The organism is Deinococcus arcticus, from assembly GCF_003028415.1.
In the GTDB taxonomy this organism is placed as follows: Bacteria; Deinococcota; Deinococci; order Deinococcales; family Deinococcaceae; genus Deinococcus; species Deinococcus arcticus.
This window is the reverse complement of the sequence record NZ_PYSV01000003.1, coordinates 151,098-170,743: the sequence shown is the minus strand read 5'-3', so window position 1 is coordinate 170,743 and position 19,646 is coordinate 151,098. Positions and strand designations below refer to the sequence as shown.

At 71.1% G+C, this 19,646-nt stretch carries 11 protein-coding genes; 6 read left to right on the top strand and 5 right to left on the bottom strand.

Translation table 11 applies throughout. The annotated features are described in order from the left end of the window. Positions 1-66: 66 nt before the first annotated feature. Positions 67-828, bottom strand: a complete 762-nt coding sequence (locus C8263_RS04475; protein ID WP_107136908.1) for an electron transfer flavoprotein subunit beta/FixA family protein — start codon at positions 826-828, stop codon at positions 67-69. 393 nt (positions 829-1,221) lie between these two features. On the opposite strand from C8263_RS04475, the gene C8263_RS04470 reads away from it, so the two are divergent. Next, positions 1,222-1,905, top strand: a complete 684-nt coding sequence (locus C8263_RS04470; protein WP_107136907.1) for an alpha/beta hydrolase family protein — start codon at positions 1,222-1,224, stop codon at positions 1,903-1,905. Here the strand turns inward: C8263_RS04470 and C8263_RS04465 are convergent. Continuing rightward, positions 1,902-2,315 (bottom strand): carboxymuconolactone decarboxylase family protein, encoded by a 414-nt coding sequence (locus C8263_RS04465; protein WP_107137032.1) that lies wholly within the window; start codon positions 2,313-2,315, stop codon positions 1,902-1,904. The two genes, C8263_RS04470 and C8263_RS04465, sit on opposite strands and share 4 nt — an antisense overlap. A 254-nt stretch (positions 2,316-2,569) precedes the next feature. On the opposite strand from C8263_RS04465, the gene C8263_RS04460 reads away from it, so the two are divergent. Together C8263_RS04460 and C8263_RS18840 are read left to right on the top strand one after the other, a co-directional pair. Continuing rightward, entirely contained in the window at positions 2,570-4,810 is a 2,241-nt protein-coding gene (locus tag C8263_RS04460) for an ATP-dependent Clp protease ATP-binding subunit (protein ID WP_107136906.1), read from the top strand. Positions 4,811-5,365: 555 nt separating this feature from the next. Next, on the top strand, positions 5,366-5,578 hold the full coding sequence (locus C8263_RS18840; RefSeq protein ID WP_146160590.1) for a hypothetical protein: 213 nt from the start codon (positions 5,366-5,368) through the stop codon (positions 5,576-5,578). A 229-nt stretch (positions 5,579-5,807) separates the two neighbouring features. On the opposite strand, the gene C8263_RS04455 is transcribed toward C8263_RS18840, so the two are convergent. Both C8263_RS04455 and C8263_RS04450 read right to left on the bottom strand, forming a co-directional pair. Next, positions 5,808-6,128, bottom strand: coding sequence for a hypothetical protein (locus tag C8263_RS04455; RefSeq protein ID WP_107136905.1), 321 nt, complete (start codon positions 6,126-6,128; stop codon positions 5,808-5,810). A gap of 67 nt (positions 6,129-6,195) precedes the next feature. Beyond that, a complete protein-coding gene (locus C8263_RS04450) occupies positions 6,196-6,675 on the bottom strand; it encodes a hypothetical protein (RefSeq protein ID WP_146160589.1) in 480 nt (159 codons plus the stop codon). A 439-nt stretch (positions 6,676-7,114) separates the two neighbouring features. On the opposite strand from C8263_RS04450, the gene C8263_RS04445 reads away from it, so the two are divergent. From C8263_RS04445 to C8263_RS04435, 3 genes are read left to right on the top strand one after another with little or no spacing between them, the layout of a single operon-like run. Beyond that, on the top strand, positions 7,115-7,417 hold the full coding sequence (locus C8263_RS04445; RefSeq protein ID WP_107136903.1) for a DUF2087 domain-containing protein: 303 nt from the start codon (positions 7,115-7,117) through the stop codon (positions 7,415-7,417). Further along, positions 7,410-8,768, top strand: coding sequence for a DNA repair protein RadA (radA, locus tag C8263_RS04440; RefSeq protein WP_107137031.1), 1,359 nt, complete (start codon positions 7,410-7,412; stop codon positions 8,766-8,768). Before C8263_RS04445 ends, radA begins: the two co-directional genes overlap by 8 nt. Continuing rightward, positions 8,758-9,303, top strand: coding sequence for a PH domain-containing protein (locus C8263_RS04435; RefSeq protein ID WP_146160588.1), 546 nt, complete (start codon positions 8,758-8,760; stop codon positions 9,301-9,303). The genes radA and C8263_RS04435 overlap by 11 nt, the downstream gene beginning before the upstream one ends. A gap of 409 nt (positions 9,304-9,712) precedes the next feature. On the opposite strand, the gene C8263_RS04430 is transcribed toward C8263_RS04435, so the two are convergent. Then, on the bottom strand, positions 9,713-19,546 hold the full coding sequence (locus C8263_RS04430; RefSeq protein WP_107136901.1) for a translocation/assembly module TamB domain-containing protein: 9,834 nt from the start codon (positions 19,544-19,546) through the stop codon (positions 9,713-9,715). Positions 19,547-19,646: the final 100 nt, after the last annotated feature.

Genomic DNA, 19,646 nt, shown 5'->3' with positions numbered 1-19,646 from the left:
TCAAAGAGTCAAAGGGTCGAGAAGTCAAGGAGGGCGGGGCGTTGAAAGCCAGGGCCCCGGGCCTGTTCAGGCCAGCACCTTGGCTTCGCTGCGCAGCAGTTCCAGCAGCTGGGCGGCGGCGGCCTGGGGGTCCTTGCCGTCAATCATGGTGTTACGCCGGGCGCGGGTCTGGATCTCGGCGCCCACGGTGCGCACGCGCGCCTGCAGGCCGTAGGCCGCTGCGTCGTCCTTGCGCAGTTCCTTTTTCTTGGCCTTCATGATGTTGGGCAGCGTGGGGTAACGCGGCTCATTCAGCCCCTGCTGGGTGGTGACCACAGCGGGCAGCGTCACGCGGAAGCTCTCGTTGCCGTCGTCCACGTCGTGGCGGCCGGTCAGGGTGTCGCCGTCCAGCTTCAGTTCGTTGGTCCAGGTCAGCTGCGGCCAGCTCAGGCGCTCGGCGCTGGCGGCGCCCAGGGCCTGAGAGTCCCAGTCGGCTTCCTGGCCGCCCACCAGGATCAGGCCCACGTTCTCGCTCTGGGCCACCTGGGCCACCACCTTGCTCAGGGTCACGGCGTCAAAGTGCTCATCCGTTTCCACGTGAATGGCGCGGTCCACACCCATGGCCAGGGCTGTGCGCAGGGCGTCCTCGTTGCGCTTGGGCCCAATGGCCAGCGCGATGATCTGTTCCACGCCCGCGCCACTCTCGCGCAGACGCAGCGCCTCTTCCACGCCGTATTCGTCCATGCCGTCCACCACCAGCGTGGTGCCGTCCAGGTCCACGGTCTGCTGGTTGATCTTCACGCGCGCTTCGGCGTCAGGAACTTGGCGAACAAGGGTCAGGATATTCATGCAGCCTCCGAAGAAGGTTGAGGTGAGATGCTGGCGTGCCCAGCATGACAAATTGGACTCAGTTCAAGTTTAGCAGTTCGGGCCAACCCTGACCAGTGTGCCCGAAGACAGAAAAGAACGCAGCTATAGGCGTCCCCCCGGCGCAGACACCTGTGTCTGAGGGGGACGGTCCCAGGGCCTCATACCCCTCAGGCAGCATTGTGAGTGGACGGTCACACCAGCCTGCTTCTCCTCAACCCTGAACCGTCCGGGTTGGCCAAGCGTCTGACCGCTGCAGCGCCGTTCTCCGGTCGTTGGTCAGATACAGAGGCAACCTTTAGGCTCACCGTGTTCTTAATGTTCCGTCAACTGCTTCAGGGTTCCCTCTCATGTTGACCCCCGAGGCTACTTCTCATGAAGATGCTTCTCCCCGCGACCCTCCTGACCCTCGTTGCCGGCACCGCTGGCGCCCAGTCCCTGAACGGCATCGAGCTTGGCCTGACCGGCGGCTACGCTGGCGGCCTGAGCGGCGAGTTCTTCGTGCATGCGCCCAACGTGGTTGGCCCCATCGGCGTGAAAGCAGGCGTGGCCTACACCCGCGCCGCCGACGCCATCAACGACAGCGCGCCCACCGGCCTGGGGCCGGGCTCCCTGGCCACCTACGGGGACCTGAAAAAGCCCACCAGCCAGGGCGGCCTGGGCTACACCGAAAGCGGCAGCCACACCGTGGCCTCGCTGGACGGCACCTACAGCGTGGGCGAGCTGGCTCCTGGGGTGGGCGCGGCCCTGTACGCCGGTGGCCGTTACGGCATGTTCCGTTCGGACATCGGGGACAGCTCGCAGCGCACGAGCTACAGCAGCAACGCCTTTGGTCTGGGTGCGGGCGTGATGCTCAGCTACGCCCTGACCGGCGGCCTGAGCCTGGTGGGTGACCTGGGCGTGGACACCTTCTTCCAGTCGGGCATCACCACCAATGACAACCGGGGCAACACGACCACCACCAACCCCGGCCAGGGCGACTACAATACCGTCAGCAACATCTTCGTTCGCCCCGGCACCGTGTTCAAGGCGCGCATCGGCGTCAAGACCACGTTCTAAACCTTATCTTCCGGGCCGGCCCCTTGTGTGGGGCCGGCTTTTGGTGTGGCCTGCCCGGCCGCCTGCAGGTGCTGACGCAGCACCTCGAAGCCCGCCACCGCCCGGGGAAAGCCCAGATACGGCACGCAGGTCATCAGGGCGCCGCGCACCTCGGCCTCGGTGGCGCCGGCGTTCAGGGCCCCGCGCAGGTGCGTGCGCAGCTCGGGCGGGCTGCCCAGCGACACCAGGAGGGCGCAGGCGATCAGCTCTCTGGTTTTCAGGTCCAGCCCCGGTCGGTCATACACCGTGTCGTAGGCGTAGGTCTGGATGTCGTGGGCCAGATCGGGGTCCAGTTCGTGCAACCGGGCCAGAATACGTGCCTGCTGGCTGCCGAAAATTATGTCGCGCGCGTGGGGGGATTCGTCGCTCATGCCTTTACGGTAGCGGTCAGCGCAGGCGCCCAGCCAGCTGGGGCCACGAAAGAAGTCCGTCACACCCCGCGCGCTACAGTCGCAGGTGTGAGCAGACAGATGTAAACAGAACGTAAGGTTTCCCCTGCCTGACACGCCGGCGCGGCGATAGTCTACCCTCAGGGTGGTTCTCCTCAGCTGTCCGGGGCGCTGCCGCACCCACCGCACCTTTTCCCGCCTTTTTTGCGCCCTCGCGCTTGCTCTGGGGGTTACCCATGAACAGATACGACGACCGCGCCCGCCTCGTGTTTCATTACGCCCGGGAAGAAGGGAACCGCCTGGGCCACGCCATGGTGGGTCCCGAACACCTTCTGCTGGGCCTGATGCGCGAGGGCGGCACCGCCGCGAGCATCCTGGGCGAATTCGGCGCCTCGCTGGACGGCCTGCGCCGCCGCGTCGAGGAAATTATCGGGCGCGGCGAGGGCAACCGCCTGAACGACGCGCCCAGCATTACCCCGCGCGCCCGCCGCGTGATGGAACTGGCCAGCACGGAAGCCCGCGCCCTGGGCGCGCAGGTGACCAGCACCGAGCACATCCTGCTGGGCATTATCCGCGAGGGCGACGGCGTGGCCTTCCGCATCCTGCAGGAACTGACCAAGGACGTGGACACCATTCGCTGGCGCATTCTGGCCCAGGGCGAGGGCAGCGGCGCCAAGCCCGCCAAGCCGGTGGCCACACCCTTTCTGGATGAATACGGCCGCGACCTGACCAAGTGGGCGCGCGAGGGCAAGCTGGACCCGGTGATTGGCCGCAGCGAGGAAATTCGCCGCGTGACGCAGATTCTCACCCGCCGCACCAAGAACAATCCGGTCCTGATTGGCGACCCCGGCGTGGGCAAAACCGCCATCGTGGAAGGGCTGGCCCTGGCCATCCACGAGAAGCGCACGCCCCCCAACCTCCACGGCGTGCGGCTGGTTAGCCTGGACCTGAGCGGTGTGGTGGCGGGCACCAAGTACCGGGGCGAGTTTGAGGAACGTCTGCGCCAGATTATTGAGGAACTGCGCAACGCCAAGGTCATGGCCTTTATTGACGAGCTGCACACCCTGGTGGGGGCGGGCGGCGCCGAGGGCACGCTGGACGCCGCGAACATCCTGAAGCCCGCGCTGAGTCGCGGTGAAATTCAGGTGATCGGCGCAACCACCACGGGCGAATATCACCGCTATATCGAGAAGGACGCCGCGCTGGAGCGCCGCTTTCAGCCGGTGATCGTGCTGGAGCCCAGTCCCGCCGAAACGCTGCAGATTCTGCGCGGCCTGAAGCCCAAGTACGAGGAACACCACGGTGTGCAGATTCCCGAGCAGGCGCTGGAGCTGGCTGTGCGCATTGGTGAGCGCAGCCTGCCGGGCCGCAATTTTCCCGACAAGGCCATTGACCTGATCGACGAGGCCGCCAGCCGCGTGCGGCTGAACATGAGCATCGGCCTGCCGGTCGCAGAAACCGAGGACGGCGAGCCGTTTGTCACCCGCGAGGACATCGAGAGCGTTATCAACTCCATGGGCGGGATCTACTCTGAGGAAACGGCCGCGCAACTGGCCGACCTGGAAACGCAGCTGACTGAGCAGGTGTACGGCCAGCCCGACGCCATCCGCGCCCTGAGCAGCGCCCTGCGCCGCGCCCGCGTGGGTCTGGGGGGCCGCACCCGCGTGGCCGCGAGCTTCCTGTTCGTGGGGCCCAGCGGCGTGGGCAAAACGCACCTGGCCAAGGCGCTCTCGCGCACCCTGTTTAACAGCGAGCGCAGCCTGATTCGCATGGACATGAGCGAATTTCAGGAAAGCCACTCGGTGAGCAAGCTAATTGGTTCGCCCCCCGGCTACGTGGGCTTTGAGCAGGGCGGCCGCCTGACCGAAGCGGTGCGCCGTCAGCCGTTCAGCGTCATCCTGCTCGACGAGATTGAAAAGGCGCACCCGGACGTGTACAACACCTTCTTGCAGGTGCTGGACGACGGCCGCCTGACCGATGGCCTGGGCCGCACCGTGGACTTCCGCCGCACCATCATCATCATGACCAGCAACACGGGCTTTAACGTCAATCCCACCGTGGGCTTCAGCCCCGTCACGCCCGACAACAATGCGCCGCTGCGCCACATCTTTACGCCCGAATTTCTGGACCGCCTGGACGAGGTGATCCGCTTCAAGTCGCTGGGCGAGGAAGAACTGGTGCGCGTGGCCCAGCAGCTGATGGGCGAGATGCGCGAGGAACTGGCCAGCCGTGAACTGACCGTGACCTTTGACCCGGCCATTGCCGCGTGGCTGGTGAGCAAACTCAAGGCGCGCAGCCCGAAGCACGCTGTGGGCAGCAGCCGCCAGCTGCGCACGCTGGTGCGCGAGGAGATCGAGGACCCGCTGGCGCTGGAACTGGCGCACAACCACGGCGAGGAAGTGCGCGTGGTGCTGGGCCAGGACGGCATTCAGTTCGAGAAGGGCGAGGAAGCCGCGCCCCGGCAGATTCTGGCGTAAGCAAAGCTCAGGTGGCCGCCGCTGTGCTCTGTCCGGGCACAGCGGCGGCGTCATAGTGATGAGCGGCCTTGGGGCGGCACAGAGGGCATCAACGCGCCTTGCTGGGCAAGCCCTCCAGAATGACAGGCGATCATCCTGGGTCCTGGCGAACTGAACAGGAACGCTCTGCGTGGTACGACTTCCGAAATATTTCGCAAGACGAGTTCCGAACAATGTCGGACCACAGGACGGAATTGTTCCGACCGGAGGAACTCGCAGAGTTGCAGAGCAGCGCAGCAACAGAGACGGATGTCCGGGAAGTGGACTGCAACAACGCCGAAGGCGGGGAACGTCCCCTTCTTCCGGAATGTTCCGGAACTGCACGGCCATGCCTATGAGGCCTGATCTCAACGCCGACCCCACCATTGGCAAAGACGATTCAGGTGCGGCCACAGAGCAGGAGAAAAACGCGCTGGCGACGTGACAGTGTTTGGCCCCGGCGCTGTCCCAGTTTCGCGGCGTTCCAATGGCCCGGGCAACCAGGGTTGGCCTGACCACGTACGAGGAGCTATGAAAATGGCCCCCCCGCAAGAGGTTCCTGGGCGCCCGGGCCCGGTGCTCCGCGCGCTCCAGAGCGCCAGTGTCCTGCTCAGGCGCCTGTTGAAGAAAACCGGTGAGTTCGTCCTGGGTATCTGCGATGTTGTGGCGTTTATCGTGGATACAGTCGTGACCATTTTCCGCGTGATCTGGGCGCTGGTGTGTGGCATCGGTAGGCTGTTTGAAGGCTGAACAGGGTGGTCCGCTGCCCAGGGTCAGGCGGAGACTGTGCCCCACCTTATACGGATTCCGTCCATTTCCGTAACATCCGGGACAGCGCCGGATGTTCCCCGCCTTCGGCGCTGTTCCAGCCCAATTCCCGGAAATCCGTCTCTTTTCCCTCTCCCTCTGGTCGAAAAAATTCCGTAACATGTTACGGAATTTTTCGGAACCCGTATTATCCAGAGGCCCCATGACAGCTTCAGCCTCGCGCTGTCACCTGCTTGCGGATTGCCTCCAGAATGCTCCTGAAATAGGTCAGGTCGGCCTCGTCGGGCGGAGACCCACTGTGACGTTCACGGCGCCTCTCGAAAAACAGGCAGGTGCGCAGCACATCCAGATCGGTGGGCAGCGTGCCGGTTTGCATGTCCTGCATCCGCGTGCTGTTGGCGATTTCTCCGCAGCGGACGGCGCTGTTCCAGTGGAGATAGCCCTCGAACGTCGAGGCGAAGGCCCGCCAGTCTTCCACGCGGTCCGGAAGATGCTCCGGGCGCAGGTCCGCTGAGGCAATAAGCACAGTCATGGTGTCGCCAGCCTCCTGCGGACCTGCCCCTGCCGTCTGCTCCCTGTGGTAGCTGCGGGCCGTAAGCTCACGGAATAAGGCCCTCAAGGTCCCGGTACGCCGTGGAGTTCACCCGCTGCCCGTCCGCCCCACGGTAGATGTGGCACTTCGAGTAAAAGGAAACAGGCCAGCCCCTGTACGTCCGGTGGTATCTGAGGGTCAGCGTGATCTCGTTGCGCTGAACACTGACCCTGTCCTTGAGCTGGCTCACGTCCGTGAATCCGGCCTCTACCAGCGCCGCGCGGATGGCTTCGAGCTGGCGTGACACGTTGCCTTGTGGGGCCCACACGACCCCACCGCCACTGTACTGGTGACCAATCCCGCCCGAGCAATGCCGCCACCGTCCTCCGGCCTCAAGCCTGGTGGCCCCGGTGGCCCTGGCTGCCAGAATCATGGTGTCCCGGGCGGTGTCGGCTGCGGCCTGCTCTGTGGCCTGTGCGGAGCGGCTGTCGCGCCCCCAGGAGCACCCCGTCAGCAGCGCCGTGAGGCCCAGCATCCCCAGGGGCATGCAAAGGCGCCTGACCCTGACCGGCTGCATGCCGGCATCATAGGGGGCACAGTCCTGGGTACATGTGGAGAGCCTGAAGCCCAGAGCGGCGTTCTGGCCCATTACCGGCCGTAGAAGTGGGCCGCTGCGACGGCCTGCCCCAGCTTTCATATGAGTTCTGAGCAATTCCGTACCACATGACGGCATTGTTCCGACCGGAGGGACTCGCAGCGCTGCCACAGAGACGGATGTCCGGACATTGGACCGCCCCCAGCCGAAGGCGGGGGACATCCCCCTTCTTCCCGGATGTGACGGAAATGGACGGCCGTCCGTCTCAGAGGGGTCCAGATTCCACTGGCCTCACGGCGTTTGGAGCCGCTGCGCCCTCTCATGGTTTCTGGCGGGCTCAGCAGTACCTGCCTCGCTGTTGCCCGGCGGCTGGACCGCTACCATAACCCCCATGACCAAAAGCATTCACGATTTCCAGGACGAACACGGGCGCATCACCGGCTGGCCCAGCGACCGCCGCCGCGCCCACCAGCTGGCCATTCTGGATTACCTGACCGGCCTGTTCGAACCCGGCGTGTCATACGACCCCGCTCAGGTGCAAGGCGTGCTGGCCGACCACAGCACCCTGGAAGACCCGGGCATTCTGCTGACCGAACTGGTGGAGGCCGACTATCTGGCCACCGACGGCCAGGTGTACTGGCGCGCCGATGGCCGCCCCGGCGCGCGGCCCGCCAGCCCAGGTGAGCGTGGCTAAGGTCCGCGCCAGTTACGTCTGCACCAGCTGCGGCTATCAGGCCGCCAAGCCCCTGGGCCGCTGCCCCAACTGTCAGGCCTGGAACTCATTTGAAGAGGAGGTGCCGACGGCCGTCCCCGGGAAGGGTGGGCGCGGCGGGGCCTACGGCGGCGTGGTGGGCGGCAAGCTGACCCCGCTGTCCACGGTGGGGCGCCGGGAAGAACCGCGCACCCCCAGCGGCATTCCCGAGCTGGACCGGGTGCTGGGCGGCGGGCTGGTGGCCGGCGGCGTGACCCTGATTGGCGGCGAGCCCGGCATAGGCAAGAGCACGCTGCTGCTGCAGGTGGCCGACCGGGTGGCCCGCACCAGCGGCCCCGTGCTGTACGTGGCCGGCGAGGAATCGCTGGAGCAGATCCGGTTGCGCGCCGACCGCCTGGGGGTCACGGCCGACATTCAGCTCACCCGCGACACCCGCGCCGAGCATGTGGCCGCCCTGATGGCCGAGCACAGGCCCGCGCTGTGCATCGTGGACTCCATTCAGACGGTGACGGTGGAGGGTGAGGGAGCGCCCGGCGGCGTGGCACAGGTGCGCGACGGCACCTCTCTGCTTACCCGCGCGGCCAAGGAAACCGGCACCGCCACCGTGCTGGTGGGCCACGTGACCAAGGACGGCACCGTGGCCGGGCCCAAGGTCATGGAGCACATCGTGGACACCACGGTGTTTCTGGAATCGGTGGGGGCCTACCGATTACTGCGCAGCGTGAAAAACCGCTTTGGGCAGGCCGGGGAACTGGGCGTGTTCGAGATGCGCGGCGAGGGCCTGATCGCCGTGGAAAACCCCAGCGCCGCCTTTCTGGCCGAGCGGCCGGTGGGGGTGCCCGGCAGCGTGGTGGCCTCCACGATTGACGGCCAGCGGCCCATGCTGCTGGAGGTGCAGGCCCTGGCCAGCAAGACCCCTTATCCGAATGCCCGGCGCGTGGTGGTGGGCCTGGACCCCCGGCGCGTGGATGTGGTGCTGGCGGTGCTGGAACGCCGCCTGGACCTGACGCTGGGTGGCCTGGACATCTACGTGAACCTCGCCGGCGGCCTGAAGGTGCCGGACCCGGGGCTGGACCTCGCGGTGGCGCTGGCAGTGTACTCGGCGGTGGTGGGACGCGCGCTGCCCGGCAACGTGGCCGTGTTTGGCGAGGTGGGGCTGGCGGGCGAGGTGCGCAGCACCCAGGCCGCCCTGCGCCGCGCCGAGGAAGCCCGCCGCGCCGGCTACGAGCGGCTGGTGGTGCCGCCGGGCGTGGACGGCAGCCCCGGCGTGAAAAGTGTGGAGGAAGCCGTGGGACAGGTCTGGGGCGGGGGCGAGCGCAGCCGTGAGCGCTGAACAGCGGTTCGCAGGTGGCCCAGAGGTCGCCGTTCCCCTGGCCCCGGCGCACTCGCCGCTGTGGTTCCGGGGACTGGTCTGGCTGGCGCCCGTGCTGCTGGCCGCCACGCCCTGGCTGCCGGACGGCGAGGGCGCGGCGCTGCCGCTGGCCGGTCAGGTTTTGCTGACCTTGCTGGGGCTGGGGCTGTTCCTGGCGTTTCTGCTGGTGCCCCGCCGCCTGGCCTACACGCTGACCAACACCGGGCTGCGGGTGCGCCGGGCTTCAGGCACCTTTGAGTGGCCGTACCGCGATTTGCGGGCCCAGGCCACGGGCGGCGGCCTGGGGTTGAAGGTGGGCGGGGTGGGCCTGCCCGGCTATTACAGCGGCAACTATGCCTGGAAAGGCGAGGGCCCCCGCGCAGTGCAGGCCCTGAGCAGCAATACAGGCCAGGGGGTGCTGCTGGACGTGCGCGGCGTGCCGTATTTCCTGACCCCGGCTGACCCGGAAAGCTTCCTGCAGGCGCTGACGGAGCGGGGCGTGACTGTTCGGGCCTGAACGCCTATCGCCGCGCCTGATCATTTATACGGACTGCCGTCCATTTCCGTCACATCCGGGAAGAAGGGGGATGTTCCCCGCCTTCGGCGCTGTTCCAGCCCAATTCCCGGAACTCCGTATTTGTTCCTGCTCCCTTTGGTCGGAAAAATTCCGGAAGCCGTATTAAGTAGCTCGCTGTTGATCTTTAGATCAACCGAGCGGAGCGAGTATCGAAAAAAGTACGTTGCACCGGGAGTGGAGACTTTGCGGTGCTCTCCTGCAAAGTCGTAACGTGAGGTGCAACGTACTTAGCGCCAGAACGGCAGGTGGCAAGACGCCCCGCTGAATCCGTTTCCTGGGACAGAACAACGCGCCGCTTCCCTTGGCCTGGAAGCGGCGCGTCTGACGTTCGCTGGTGCGGCGTGGGCCCCTACCGGCCCCCAATCCGGTATGTGACCCCGAAGCGCAGGCGGGTGCTCTGGTCGGTGGTCTGCACCCCCAGGCTGACGTTGGTGCGGGGGTTGACGTTGTAGCCGGCGGTGAAGCTGGGGCGAATGGACTGCAGGTCCAGCCCGCGCAGCGGCGTGGTGACCTTGAAGGTCAGGCGGCCGTCCGGGGTGCTGTATTCGGCGTTCAGCAGGCCCTGACCCGTCAGGTCCACCTGATACTGCAGGTACAGGTTGCGCGTCAGGTACGAGCCCAGCGTGATTGTGGCGCCCAGGCTGTCGCCCAGCAGCTGCGGCGTGAAGCGGAAGACATCCAGCCCGAACGCCTGCGCCACCGTGCGTTCCAGTTCGCCCAGCACAAACACGTTCAGGGCCGTTTGCAGCGCGCTGCTGCCCAGGGCCGCCAGATTATTGGGCAGAGTGGCCAGATTGGGTACGCCGGTGGCCACCAGCGCGTACAGCTCGGCCTCGCCGTAGGGCACGCCGGTGGCCGGGTCGGCGCACTCGGCGGTGATTTGCGTGCAGGCCAGCGTGGTGTCGAGGTCCAGCGCGGCCTCGCCGCCCGCGCGCGTTACGAATTCGCCGGCCAGTGTCAGCGTGATGGGCACCCGCTGCGTCACGGGTGTGTCGCCCCGGGCCGCGCGCCCGGTAACGGTGCCGCTGGCGGTGATGTTGAATTTCGGGTACACGCTGTCGCCGGTGAAGGTCACGGCCGAGTCGCCCAGTGTGAACTCGTTTTCGCGCAGGTAGATAAAGCCGCGCTGCGAGCGGATTTCGCCGCTCAGACGCGGGCGGTCGCCACTGCCCGAGAGCACCAGGCCGCCCGTGAATTCGGCGCGCACCAGATTTTCATCCACCCGGATGCCGTTGACCGCGCGAATGGGAATGTCCTCGAACACCACCCGCTCCAGGAAGGGGAGGGTGGGCGCCGCCGGCGCCGTCTCGGCCTGCGTGGGGCGGGGAAAGGTGGTGTATTCGGCGGGCAGGGGGCTGGCGTAGTTGTCGGTGGCGCGGCCCTCTCCCCCCGCCGCACTCTGGCCAGGGGCCGGAATGGTGGCCGGGGCATTCACGCGCCCCAGCACCAGCCGGGTAAAGTCCGCCGCGCCCTGCACCCGGATCACGCTGCCGTCATCGGCGGCGCGCAGGTCGGCGTTCAGCACGCTTTCGCGGCCGTAGATGGCGTTCAGGGGCAGGTTGTAGTTGCGGGCACTCAGGGTCAGGTCCACGCGGGGGCTCACCTCGCCGCCCAGGGTGAGGCTGCCGGGCCCCGCCGGGCCGGTGCTGGCGCTGCTCGCCGTGACTGTCCAGCGGTCATTGGGCTGCTGCTGCACGGTCACTGTGGCATTCGGCAGGGCACCCAGCGCCTGCGGCGCCAGCAGGCCCCGAAAAGTGGCCAGTGTGCCGCTCAGGCGCCCCAGGGTCAGCTGGCCACTCAGCTCCACCACCCCGTCGGCGCCCACGGTGCCGCCCGTCAGCACCTGCCCACCGGCGCGGAAGGCCCCACTGTCGGGCAGTTCGCCGCTGAAGTCGGGAATCTGCAGGCTCAGGCCCGCCAGGGTGCCGGTCAGGGTGCGGGCCCGCAGGGCGGCGCGCGGGCGGTCGTAGGTGCCGGCCGCCGAGAGGGTCACGGTGCCCTTCAGGCTGGGTTCCATGTCGGCCAGGCCCGGAATCAGGCGCAGGACCGGGGTAAAGGTGGTGTTCGTGAACTGCGCGGTCAGGTCCACCCGTTCGCGGGTGTAGCCGCCCCGCACGTCCCAGGTGCCGGCGCCCGAGAGCTGCACATTGATGCCGCGCAGTTCGCGCGCCGCGTAGTCCAGGGTGCCGGTGCCGGTCAGGGTCTCGGTCACGGCGGCTGTGCCCTCGCCGCTGCTGGCACTCACGCGGATGCGCTCGGCCACCACGTTCACCCGGCCCGCCAGGGGATCGGCCAGGGGAAAGCGGAAGCGGGCCACGCCCGTGACCACGCCCTCGCCGGGCACGGTGCCGGTGGCGGCCCCCAGCACGGCGCCCACGGGCAGGGCGCGCAGGGTGCCCTGCCCGAACACGTCGCCGCCGCTGAGACCCGCCGTGAAATCCGACTCGCCCAGGAAGCCGCGAATGCGCCAGTCGCCCGCCACCTGCGTGCCTTCCAGGCGGGCGGGCAGGGTGCGCGTGCCCAGAATCAGGTTGTCTGAGCGCAGCACAAAGGTGCCGCCACCGTCGCGCAGCGTGGCCTCGCCACTCACCCGGCCGCGCAGGGCGGGGGCCGCCACCACATCGCCCAGTTCCACGTCATCCACGGTGGCCCGCAGCGCGTAGCCCTCGCCGGTGGGGGCCAGGGCCAGCGGGCCGGCCAGGGCGGGCACCAGATCGGCCAGTCCGCCCGAAGCGGTCACGATGACCTGCCCCACGTCAGCGCGGCCGATCAGATCGGCGCGGAAGGTCTGCCCGGCCAGCGCCACGCTGCCACTGAGCGCCAGGGGCTGTCCGGCCACCGCCAGCGGCAGGCGGGCCGCCTCCAGCCGGCCCTGCACGCCGCTCGCGTCGGCGCGCAGGTTCACGTCCAGCGTGCCGCCCCCCTGGGCCACGCGCCCGGTCAGGGTGCCGGTCCAGGTCCGGGGGCCCTGGGCCGCCTGCAGGTTCAGGGTGCCGCTGCTCAGGGCCAGGGCCGCCTGCACGGCCGGCCGGCCGCCGGTCAGGGTCACCTCGGCGTTCAGGCGCCCGTCCAGAGGCAGGTCCACGTAGGGCAGGGTGTAGGGCGTGCTCAGGTCGGCCACGCTCAGGGTCAGGCGCCCATTGCCCGCGCCTGGGGTCAGGCGGCCGGTGGCGGTCACGGTACCGCCCACGCCGCGCACGCCCAGGCGGCCCAGGTTCAGGCCGGGCAGGTCGGCGTCCAGCTCGGTGCCGTTCCAGCGCACGCGCCCGGCCCGCTCTCCGTCGGACACGCTCAGGTCGGCGGCCTGCAGGCTGGCCACGCCGCTCGCCCGCCACTCGCCCCGGCGCACGCTGAGCTGCGCCTGTGGACTGGCCACGGTGCCGCCCGGCGTCACGCTCAGGGAGAGTTCGGGACGCGTCAGGCTGGCCGCGCCCAGCAGCGCCCAGGGGCCGGTGCCCTGGGGCCGCGCTTCCAGCACGCCGCTGGCCTGGGCGCCGGGGCCGTCCACCAGGCGCAGTTGCACGCCCCGGGCGTCGGCCACCACGCGCACGCCCGCCCCCAGCAGGCCCGCCTCACCTTCCACCAGGGGCCGCCCCAAGGGACCCCGCACCGTCAGCAAGGCCGGCCGGGTGAGCACGCCCGCTGGGCCGCCGGTCAGGCGCGCCGTGCCGTGCCAGCCGGTCAGGCGGTCGGCGCGCAGATCGGGGCTCAGGCGCAGGCCCTGGGGGCCGCTCAGGGCGCCGGTCAGGCTCAGCGCCTGGGCCCGCCACGTGGCGTTCAGGCGCCCGGCCAGCGTGCCTGCCGCGTCCAGCGTCAGGGCGGCGTCGCCGCCGAGGCCCGCCTGCCCCGAGACACTCAGGGTCGAGCCAGCTGCGCGGGCCTGCAGGCCACTGAGGGTCACCGTCTGGCTGCTCAGGGCCAGCACCGGGCGGCTGCCCTGTGACAGGGCGGCGCGCAGGTCGGACCCGACCAGGGTAACGGTGCCGCTCAGGTCGTCCAGGGCCACCCCCAGCGCCTGGGCGCCGCGCGAGGTCACCGTGCCCGCCACGCTGGGCGCGGCCAGGGTGCCGCCCAGGGTCAGGCGGGCGGTCAGTTCGCCCTCGCCGTTCACCAGGGGCAGCGGGGTGAGCGCAGCGGCGCCACTCAGGGTGGGCACGAAGCCCACGCCGCGCCCCAGGCTGAGGGTGCCGCTGCCCAATGCGCCGGCGTTCAGGGTGTAGCGGCCCTGGCCGCCACTGCCCGGGCCTTCGCCGCGCAGGGTCACGGGGCCGGGCAGGCCCGGCACGCGGGCGCTGACGGTGCCCGAGAGCGCCGGCCACACCCCCTGCAGGTTCACGTCGGCGCGCGCCTCGCCCCGGGTGAGGGTGCCCTGCACCCGGGCCCGCACCCGGCCGGCGCTCAGGTCCAGCTCGCGCGCCTCGGCGTACAGAGTGCCGCCCAGGGCGCCCCGGGGCGACAGGCGCGCGTTCACCACGGCCGCTCGCACCCGGCCCGCCACGGTGGCCTGCGCGCCCAGCCGCGCGCTGTCCAGGGCGACGGTGCCCCCCACAGCGGGGTCACGCACGGCGCCGCGCAGGGTCAGGGCAGCGTCCAGCGTGCCCCGGCCCAGCGAGGCGGCGCCGACCAATTCGGTGCTCAGGCGGCGCACGCTCACGGCCAGGCCACCCGGCAGAGCGCCGCGCGCCGTTACCACACCGTCACGCAGGCTGCCGCTCAGGTCAGCTTCCAGGGTGTCGCGGCCCGGTTCGTAGCGGGCCCGGCCATACAGGCTGAAGGAGCCCACGTTGCCCTGAACGCCGCGCAGCGCCAGATTCTGGGCATCCAGGGCCTCCAGCCCGCCCGCCAGGGTGCCCCGGGCGGCCAGGGTGCCGCCCAGGGTCAGGGCGTCCATGTCCAGCCCCGGGGGCAGCAGCCGCGCGGCGCGCAGGGGCTGGGCCTGCACCTTCAGGTCGTACCGGCCCGCCAGCAGCGTGGCCTGGGCCTGGGCGCGCGGGCCCTGCAGGGCAGCGCGCAGGTCGCCGCCGCGCCAGTCGGCGTTCAGGGTGCCGCTCAGGTCGCCGCCCTCGTCGGTCAGGCGGCCCGCGAAGGTGGCCGCCAGCGCCGACCACGACGGGCCGCCCAGCGTGGCCTGCCCAGTCGCGCGCAGTTGCCCGGGGCGGCCCCACAGCGCGCCCACGTCGAAGGCCGCAAGGTCGGCGCTGCCCCCGGGGCGCAGCGGCAATGAGGCGGGAAAACGGCCGCTCAGGCGGGCCTCGCGCGTGCCAGTGCCGAACAGGGCCGTGGCCCGCAATTCTCCCTGGCCGTCCAGCAGGGCGTCCAGGGGCCCGCCCGGCGTGTCGCCCACGACGCGCAGGGTACCGGTAAAGCCGCTGCGCGCATTCCAGCCCAGGGGCCCGCGCAGGCGCAGGTCGGTGTCCGGGGCGGCGTAGGCCGCGTTCAGGGTCAGGGCGGCGCGTTGCAGCCCGGCCAGGGCGCCGCTGCCCAGGCGCCCGCGCACCTCGCCGGCAAGTGCAGGCCCTGCCAGGGTCAGGCGGTAATCGGGGCCCAGCAGCCGCCCGCTCAGGCGGGTGCCGGCCGCGCGCAGGCCGCTCAGGTCGCCGCGCAGCGTGCCGCTCAGGCGCAGGTCGGGTTTCTGAACGCTTCCCCCAAGCTGCCCGGCGTAGGTGCCCGGCAGGCCGCTGGTCAGGTTGACCTTGGCACTCAGGGCCAGGGTGGGGAAGAGGGGCCCACTCAGGCGCGCACTGCCCTGCACCGGGGCAGCCGCGCCCAGGGTGGCCTGCGCGCCCCGGGTGCGCAGCACGCCGCCCGCGAAGCTCAGCGGGGCCGTGAAGGTCACGCCTGAGACCTCGCCCGTGGCCTGGGCGCGCACGTCGGCCAGGGTGCCGCCCAGGGTCAGGGTCGCCCGGCCCGGGATCCCGGCCAGTGGGCGCAGGTCAGCGGCGCTGGCCACGCCGCTCAGGCGCCACGCGGTGAGCCCCTCGCCGGCCCCCTGCAGGGCACTCAGGTTCAGGGCGGCGCCGGCCAGGGTGCCCTCGGCACTCACGCGGGCAGCCGGGCCGGTCAGCGCGGCCCCCACCACGGTCAGATTCACGGCGCGGCCCTCCAGCGTGCCGCCCACCCGCAGGGTCAGTGCGTCGCGGGCGCTGGGGCCAGCCCGGCCAGTCAGGGCAGCGCGCAGGCGGTCCAGGGTCAGCGTGGCATTTGCCTGCGGGTACAGGGGCCCGCGCAGGCGCAGGTCGCGGCCAGCCAGCGTGCTGCGCAGATCGGCCCAGACCTGCCCGGCGCGCAGGGTCACGCGCCCGCTGGCGCCCTGTCCGGCGGCGCGCAGATTCACGGTGGCCTGCCCGGCGGCGCGGTCCAGGCGGCCGTCAGGGACCGTCAGGGTCAGGGTGGCCCGGCCCTGGGCCCCGGGCAGCACGGGGGCCAGCACCCGGGCGTCCAGCGCGGCGCCACGCACGGTCAGGGTGCGGCCGTCCAGGCTCAGCGGCAGGCGCGAGCCGGGGTGGCTCAGTGTGCCGCGCGCCCGCAGGCCGCCGGTCCAGCCCACCTGCGCGTCCAGGGTCAGGGGGTCATTCAGGTAACGCGTGCCCTGCAGGGCCAGCCGCGCGCCGCCGGGCGAGAGGGTGGCCACCACGCGGCCGGGCACCAGTTCGCGCCGCACGGCGCCGGGCAGCCCTCCCGTAAAGGGCGCCAGCGCCGTGCTGAGCTGGCCGCCCAGGGCCGGCAGCAGGGTCACTTCCCCGCTTAGGGGGCCCTGGGGCCGCGCCAGCAGGCTCTCGCCGCGCCCCAGCAGCAGCGCGGTGCCGGTTCTGGCGCCCAGGGCGTAGCGCAGGCCCAGCGTCCCCGACCAGCGCCCCGAGGCGTAGGTCAGGTTGCCCAGGCGCAGCCGCGCGCCCGTCAGGCTGCCGCTCAGGGGCAGGGTCTGGGTGGGCAGGCGCAGCTGGGTGTCGCCGCTGCCGAACGCCTGCGGCTTCAGGGTCACGCGGCCGCGCAGGTTGGCCACGCCGCCGCTGGCCTGGGCGCTCAGATACGGCCCGGTCACGCTCAGCCGCAGGCCCGACAGGGTGGCGGGCAGACTCAGGCGCCCGCTGGCGCGCAGGGTGTGGCCCGCCACGGTGCCCGAGGCCTGCACGCCGCCCCCCGCCGCCTGCAGGGTGAACGGCCCGGCCTGCAGGCGGCCACTGAGCACGCCGCCCCGGGCCTGCAGGGTGCCCTGCAGACGCTGGCCGCCCAGGCTCAGCCCCCGGGCCTGCACCGCCAGATTCTCGAAGCCGCGCAGGGTCACGTCCGCCCGGCCGCCCTGGGCGTCGGTCACCACCACCCGGCCCTGGGGCGAGAGGCCGGTGCCCTGCACGTTGCCGTCCACATACAGGCCGCCGCCCAGCGGCCCGCTCACATCCACGTCGTAGCGCCCGGAAGGCAGCGAGGCTGTGCCCTGGGCCCGCAGGCCCTCGCCGTCGGTCACCAGCAGGTCCAGGCCGTTCCAGGGGCCGCGCAGCGCCACCGTGTACTGGTCCAGCACGCCGCGTGCGTTCACCGCGCCCCGGAACGCGCCGCCCGGGCCCAGGCCCCAGCTGGCCTGCCCCTGAACCCGCCCAGTCTGGCCAAAGGCGGTCAGGGTCTGGGTGCCGCTGACCTGGGTCAGGCCGCTGGCGCCGTCGTAGGCCAGGGTCAGGTCGCCCCAGCGTCCGGTCGCCTGCAGGCGCGGGGTGAGGGTGCCGCGCACGCGCACGGCCTGGGCCGGCACCGTCACGCCGCCAACGGAAAGTTCGCCGGTGCGGCCGCTGGCCTGGGCCCGCAGCGCCCCGTACGGGCCCTGCACCGCCACGTTCAGCGTCTGCCCCCGGGCACTCACCCGGCCAGTGACGGCCACGGCCGGAAACACCTGCCCGCTCAGGCGGGCCCGCGCGCCGCCCTGCAGCGCCAGCAGGCTGGCCTGCACCGTGCCGGCGCGGCGGGTCAGGGTACCCTGCACGGCGGCGCCCTGTGCCCGGGCGTCCACCTGGGCTGTGCCGCCCCCACCGCTCAGGTTCAGATCAAGGGTGCCACTCAGGTCCGGCACGCGCGCCAGGGGGCGCAGGGCCCCCAGATTCACGCGGCCGGTGGCGGTCACGTTGTCCCCCTGCACCACGCCGCGCGCTGTCTGTCCGCCCGAACGCAGGGTAAAGGCCACAGCGCCGCTGCCCTGCAGGTTCAGCGTGCCGCGCAGATTCGTGCCCTGCACCCGCACCGCCGTGCGGTAGGGGGCCTGCAGGGCGGTGTCGGCCAGCAGGGTCACGCCGCCCACCTCGCCGCGCAGCGTGGCAGCGGTGCCGCGCCCAAAGGCGCTGATGTCCACGCCGCGTCCCCGGGCGCGCAGGGAACCGAAGGCTTTCAGGGTGGTGGTCAGCGTCACGTCGCCGGTCACGCGCAGGTCGCCCGCCACCGCGAGGTCGCGCGCACGCACGGCAAAGCTGTCGCCCTGCCAGGTCAGCGTCTGTCGCCCCGAGGTCAGGGTGCCGCGCTGCTCCACGTAATTCAGGTTCAGCGGTCCGCTCAGGGGCTCCTGCAGGCCGGGCACGGCGGCACTCAGGGTGCCACTCACGTCGCCGCCAGTGAGGTCAATGCGCCCGCGCCCATCCAGGGTCAGGCCCGCGCCCTGCAGGTTCTGCAGGGCCCAGGTGCCCCGGAACTGCCGGTTCAGCCGCAACTGGGCGGCGCCCAGGTCGGCGCGCAGGCCCTGGCCATCCAGCACGGCGCTGCCCGACAGGGGAAAAGGGCCCGCCACGCCGTTGGTGACCGTGGCCCGCAGATTCCGGGGCGTGCCGCTCAGGGCAATCCGGGCGCGCGCGGCGCCGTAGGTGGGGTTCAGGCGGGCCTGCAGGCGCTGGCCCTTCGGGGCAAACGTGCCGGCCAGCGGCCCGCCCAGCCCCAGCCCCTGCACCCTCACGGCGTTCTGGGCGTCAATGCGGGCCGTGAGTTCCAGCGGTTTCTGGGCCAGCACCCCGGACACGGCCACGCGGCCCTCGCGGCCAATGGCCCAGCGGCCCTCCACCTGCTGATCGGCGCCGCCCAGACTGGTCCGGGCGCTAAAGGCCAGATCGTTCGTCTGCCCGGCGGTGTTGCCGTCCTTGTTCAGAAAGGTGTATTCCGCGCTGGCGTCGCGGAACTTCACGCCGGCCAGTTGCCCCGCCCCCTGCGCATAGGCCTTGACCCGCACGGTGCTCCAGCCCCCGGCCGTCACTCGCAGGCGCAGCGAGCCCTGGCCGGTGGTGCCCAGCGCCTGGGCCAGCCCGGCGACCGTGGGCGCAGCGTCGGCCGTCACGCGCCAGTTTCTGGCCGCCGTGTCCACGCGCCCCTGGGCCGTGACCGGGCCGTTCCAGCCCTGCCCGGCCAGTTGCAGCGTGACCACCTCGCCCCGGTGGCGGGCTGTGCCGCTCAGATTGGTCACGCGCACCACGGGGGCCTGGGGCACACGCAGCGCGCCGCCGGTCAGGCGCAGGTCACCGCGCACCGGGCCGCCGCCCAGCAGGTAGCGGCCTACAATGCGCCCCGCCGTCACCCCGGGCCAGTAGTGGTTCAGGACCCGGGCGTCGGCGTCCAGGTCCACCGCGTAGGTGGTGCCGGCCGCGCCCTCGCCCAGGCGCACCACAGCGTTCAGGTCGCCGTCACGGGTGGCGCCGCGCACCTGCAGGCTGCCCTGGTTCTGGCTGAGGGTGAACTGGCCGTCGGGCACATTCACGCCGCTGCCGTCCACCGTCAGGCGGGTGCGGGCCACCTCCACGCGCCCCAGCACCACGCGCCAGCCGCCCTGGGGACCGGCCGGGCCGCCCACAAGGTCTTTCAGGCGCAGCGCCACTGCCGCGTCGGCCACGCGCACGTTCAGGCGCAGGGTCCGGTTCAGAGCGTTTACCCCGGCCACCTGCACGTCCAGCGTGCCGGCCTGGGCCTGCACCCCGGGCACCTGAAAGCGCGCGCCGTCCAGCCGGGGGGCCCACAGCGGGCCGCTGACCCGGTCAGCACTCAGGCCGGCTTCGGCCCCAAAGCGGGCCAGCAGTGCGCCGCCCAGCAGCGTGGGCAGCAGCGCCAGCACCAGCAGCGCGGCCCCCAGCAGGCCCAGCACCCACGGCCACCAGGGGCGGCGCCGGGCGGGCGGCGGGGGCACCGGGTCCGGGCCCACGCCCTGCGGGAGGTCGCTGGTCATGGTGTGGGGGGGGCTCCGGGGCCTGCCCTGTGCTGTCTTAATGCTCCTGGCCGCATTCTCAGCATTCTACGGCGGGGGGCGTGAACGCCGCACCCGCCCG

Bases quoted from the DNA above. Each gene is read 5' to 3' on its own strand.
- C8263_RS18840 (WP_146160590.1), top strand. From the start codon at position 5,366: ATGGCCCCCCCGCAAGAGGTTCCTGGGCGCCCGGGCCCGGTGCTCCGC.
- C8263_RS04445 (WP_107136903.1), top strand. From the start codon at position 7,115: ATGACCAAAAGCATTCACGATTTCCAGGACGAACACGGGCGCATCACC.
- C8263_RS04465 (WP_107137032.1), bottom strand. From the start codon at position 2,315: ATGAGCGACGAATCCCCCCACGCGCGCGACATAATTTTCGGCAGCCAG.
- C8263_RS04470 (WP_107136907.1), top strand. From the start codon at position 1,222: ATGAAGATGCTTCTCCCCGCGACCCTCCTGACCCTCGTTGCCGGCACC.
- C8263_RS04460 (WP_107136906.1), top strand. From the start codon at position 2,570: ATGAACAGATACGACGACCGCGCCCGCCTCGTGTTTCATTACGCCCGG.
- C8263_RS04450 (WP_146160589.1), bottom strand. From the start codon at position 6,675: ATGCCCCTGGGGATGCTGGGCCTCACGGCGCTGCTGACGGGGTGCTCC.
- C8263_RS04475 (WP_107136908.1), bottom strand. From the start codon at position 828: ATGAATATCCTGACCCTTGTTCGCCAAGTTCCTGACGCCGAAGCGCGC.
- C8263_RS04455 (WP_107136905.1), bottom strand. From the start codon at position 6,128: ATGACTGTGCTTATTGCCTCAGCGGACCTGCGCCCGGAGCATCTTCCG.
- C8263_RS04430 (WP_107136901.1), bottom strand. From the start codon at position 19,546: ATGACCAGCGACCTCCCGCAGGGCGTGGGCCCGGACCCGGTGCCCCCG.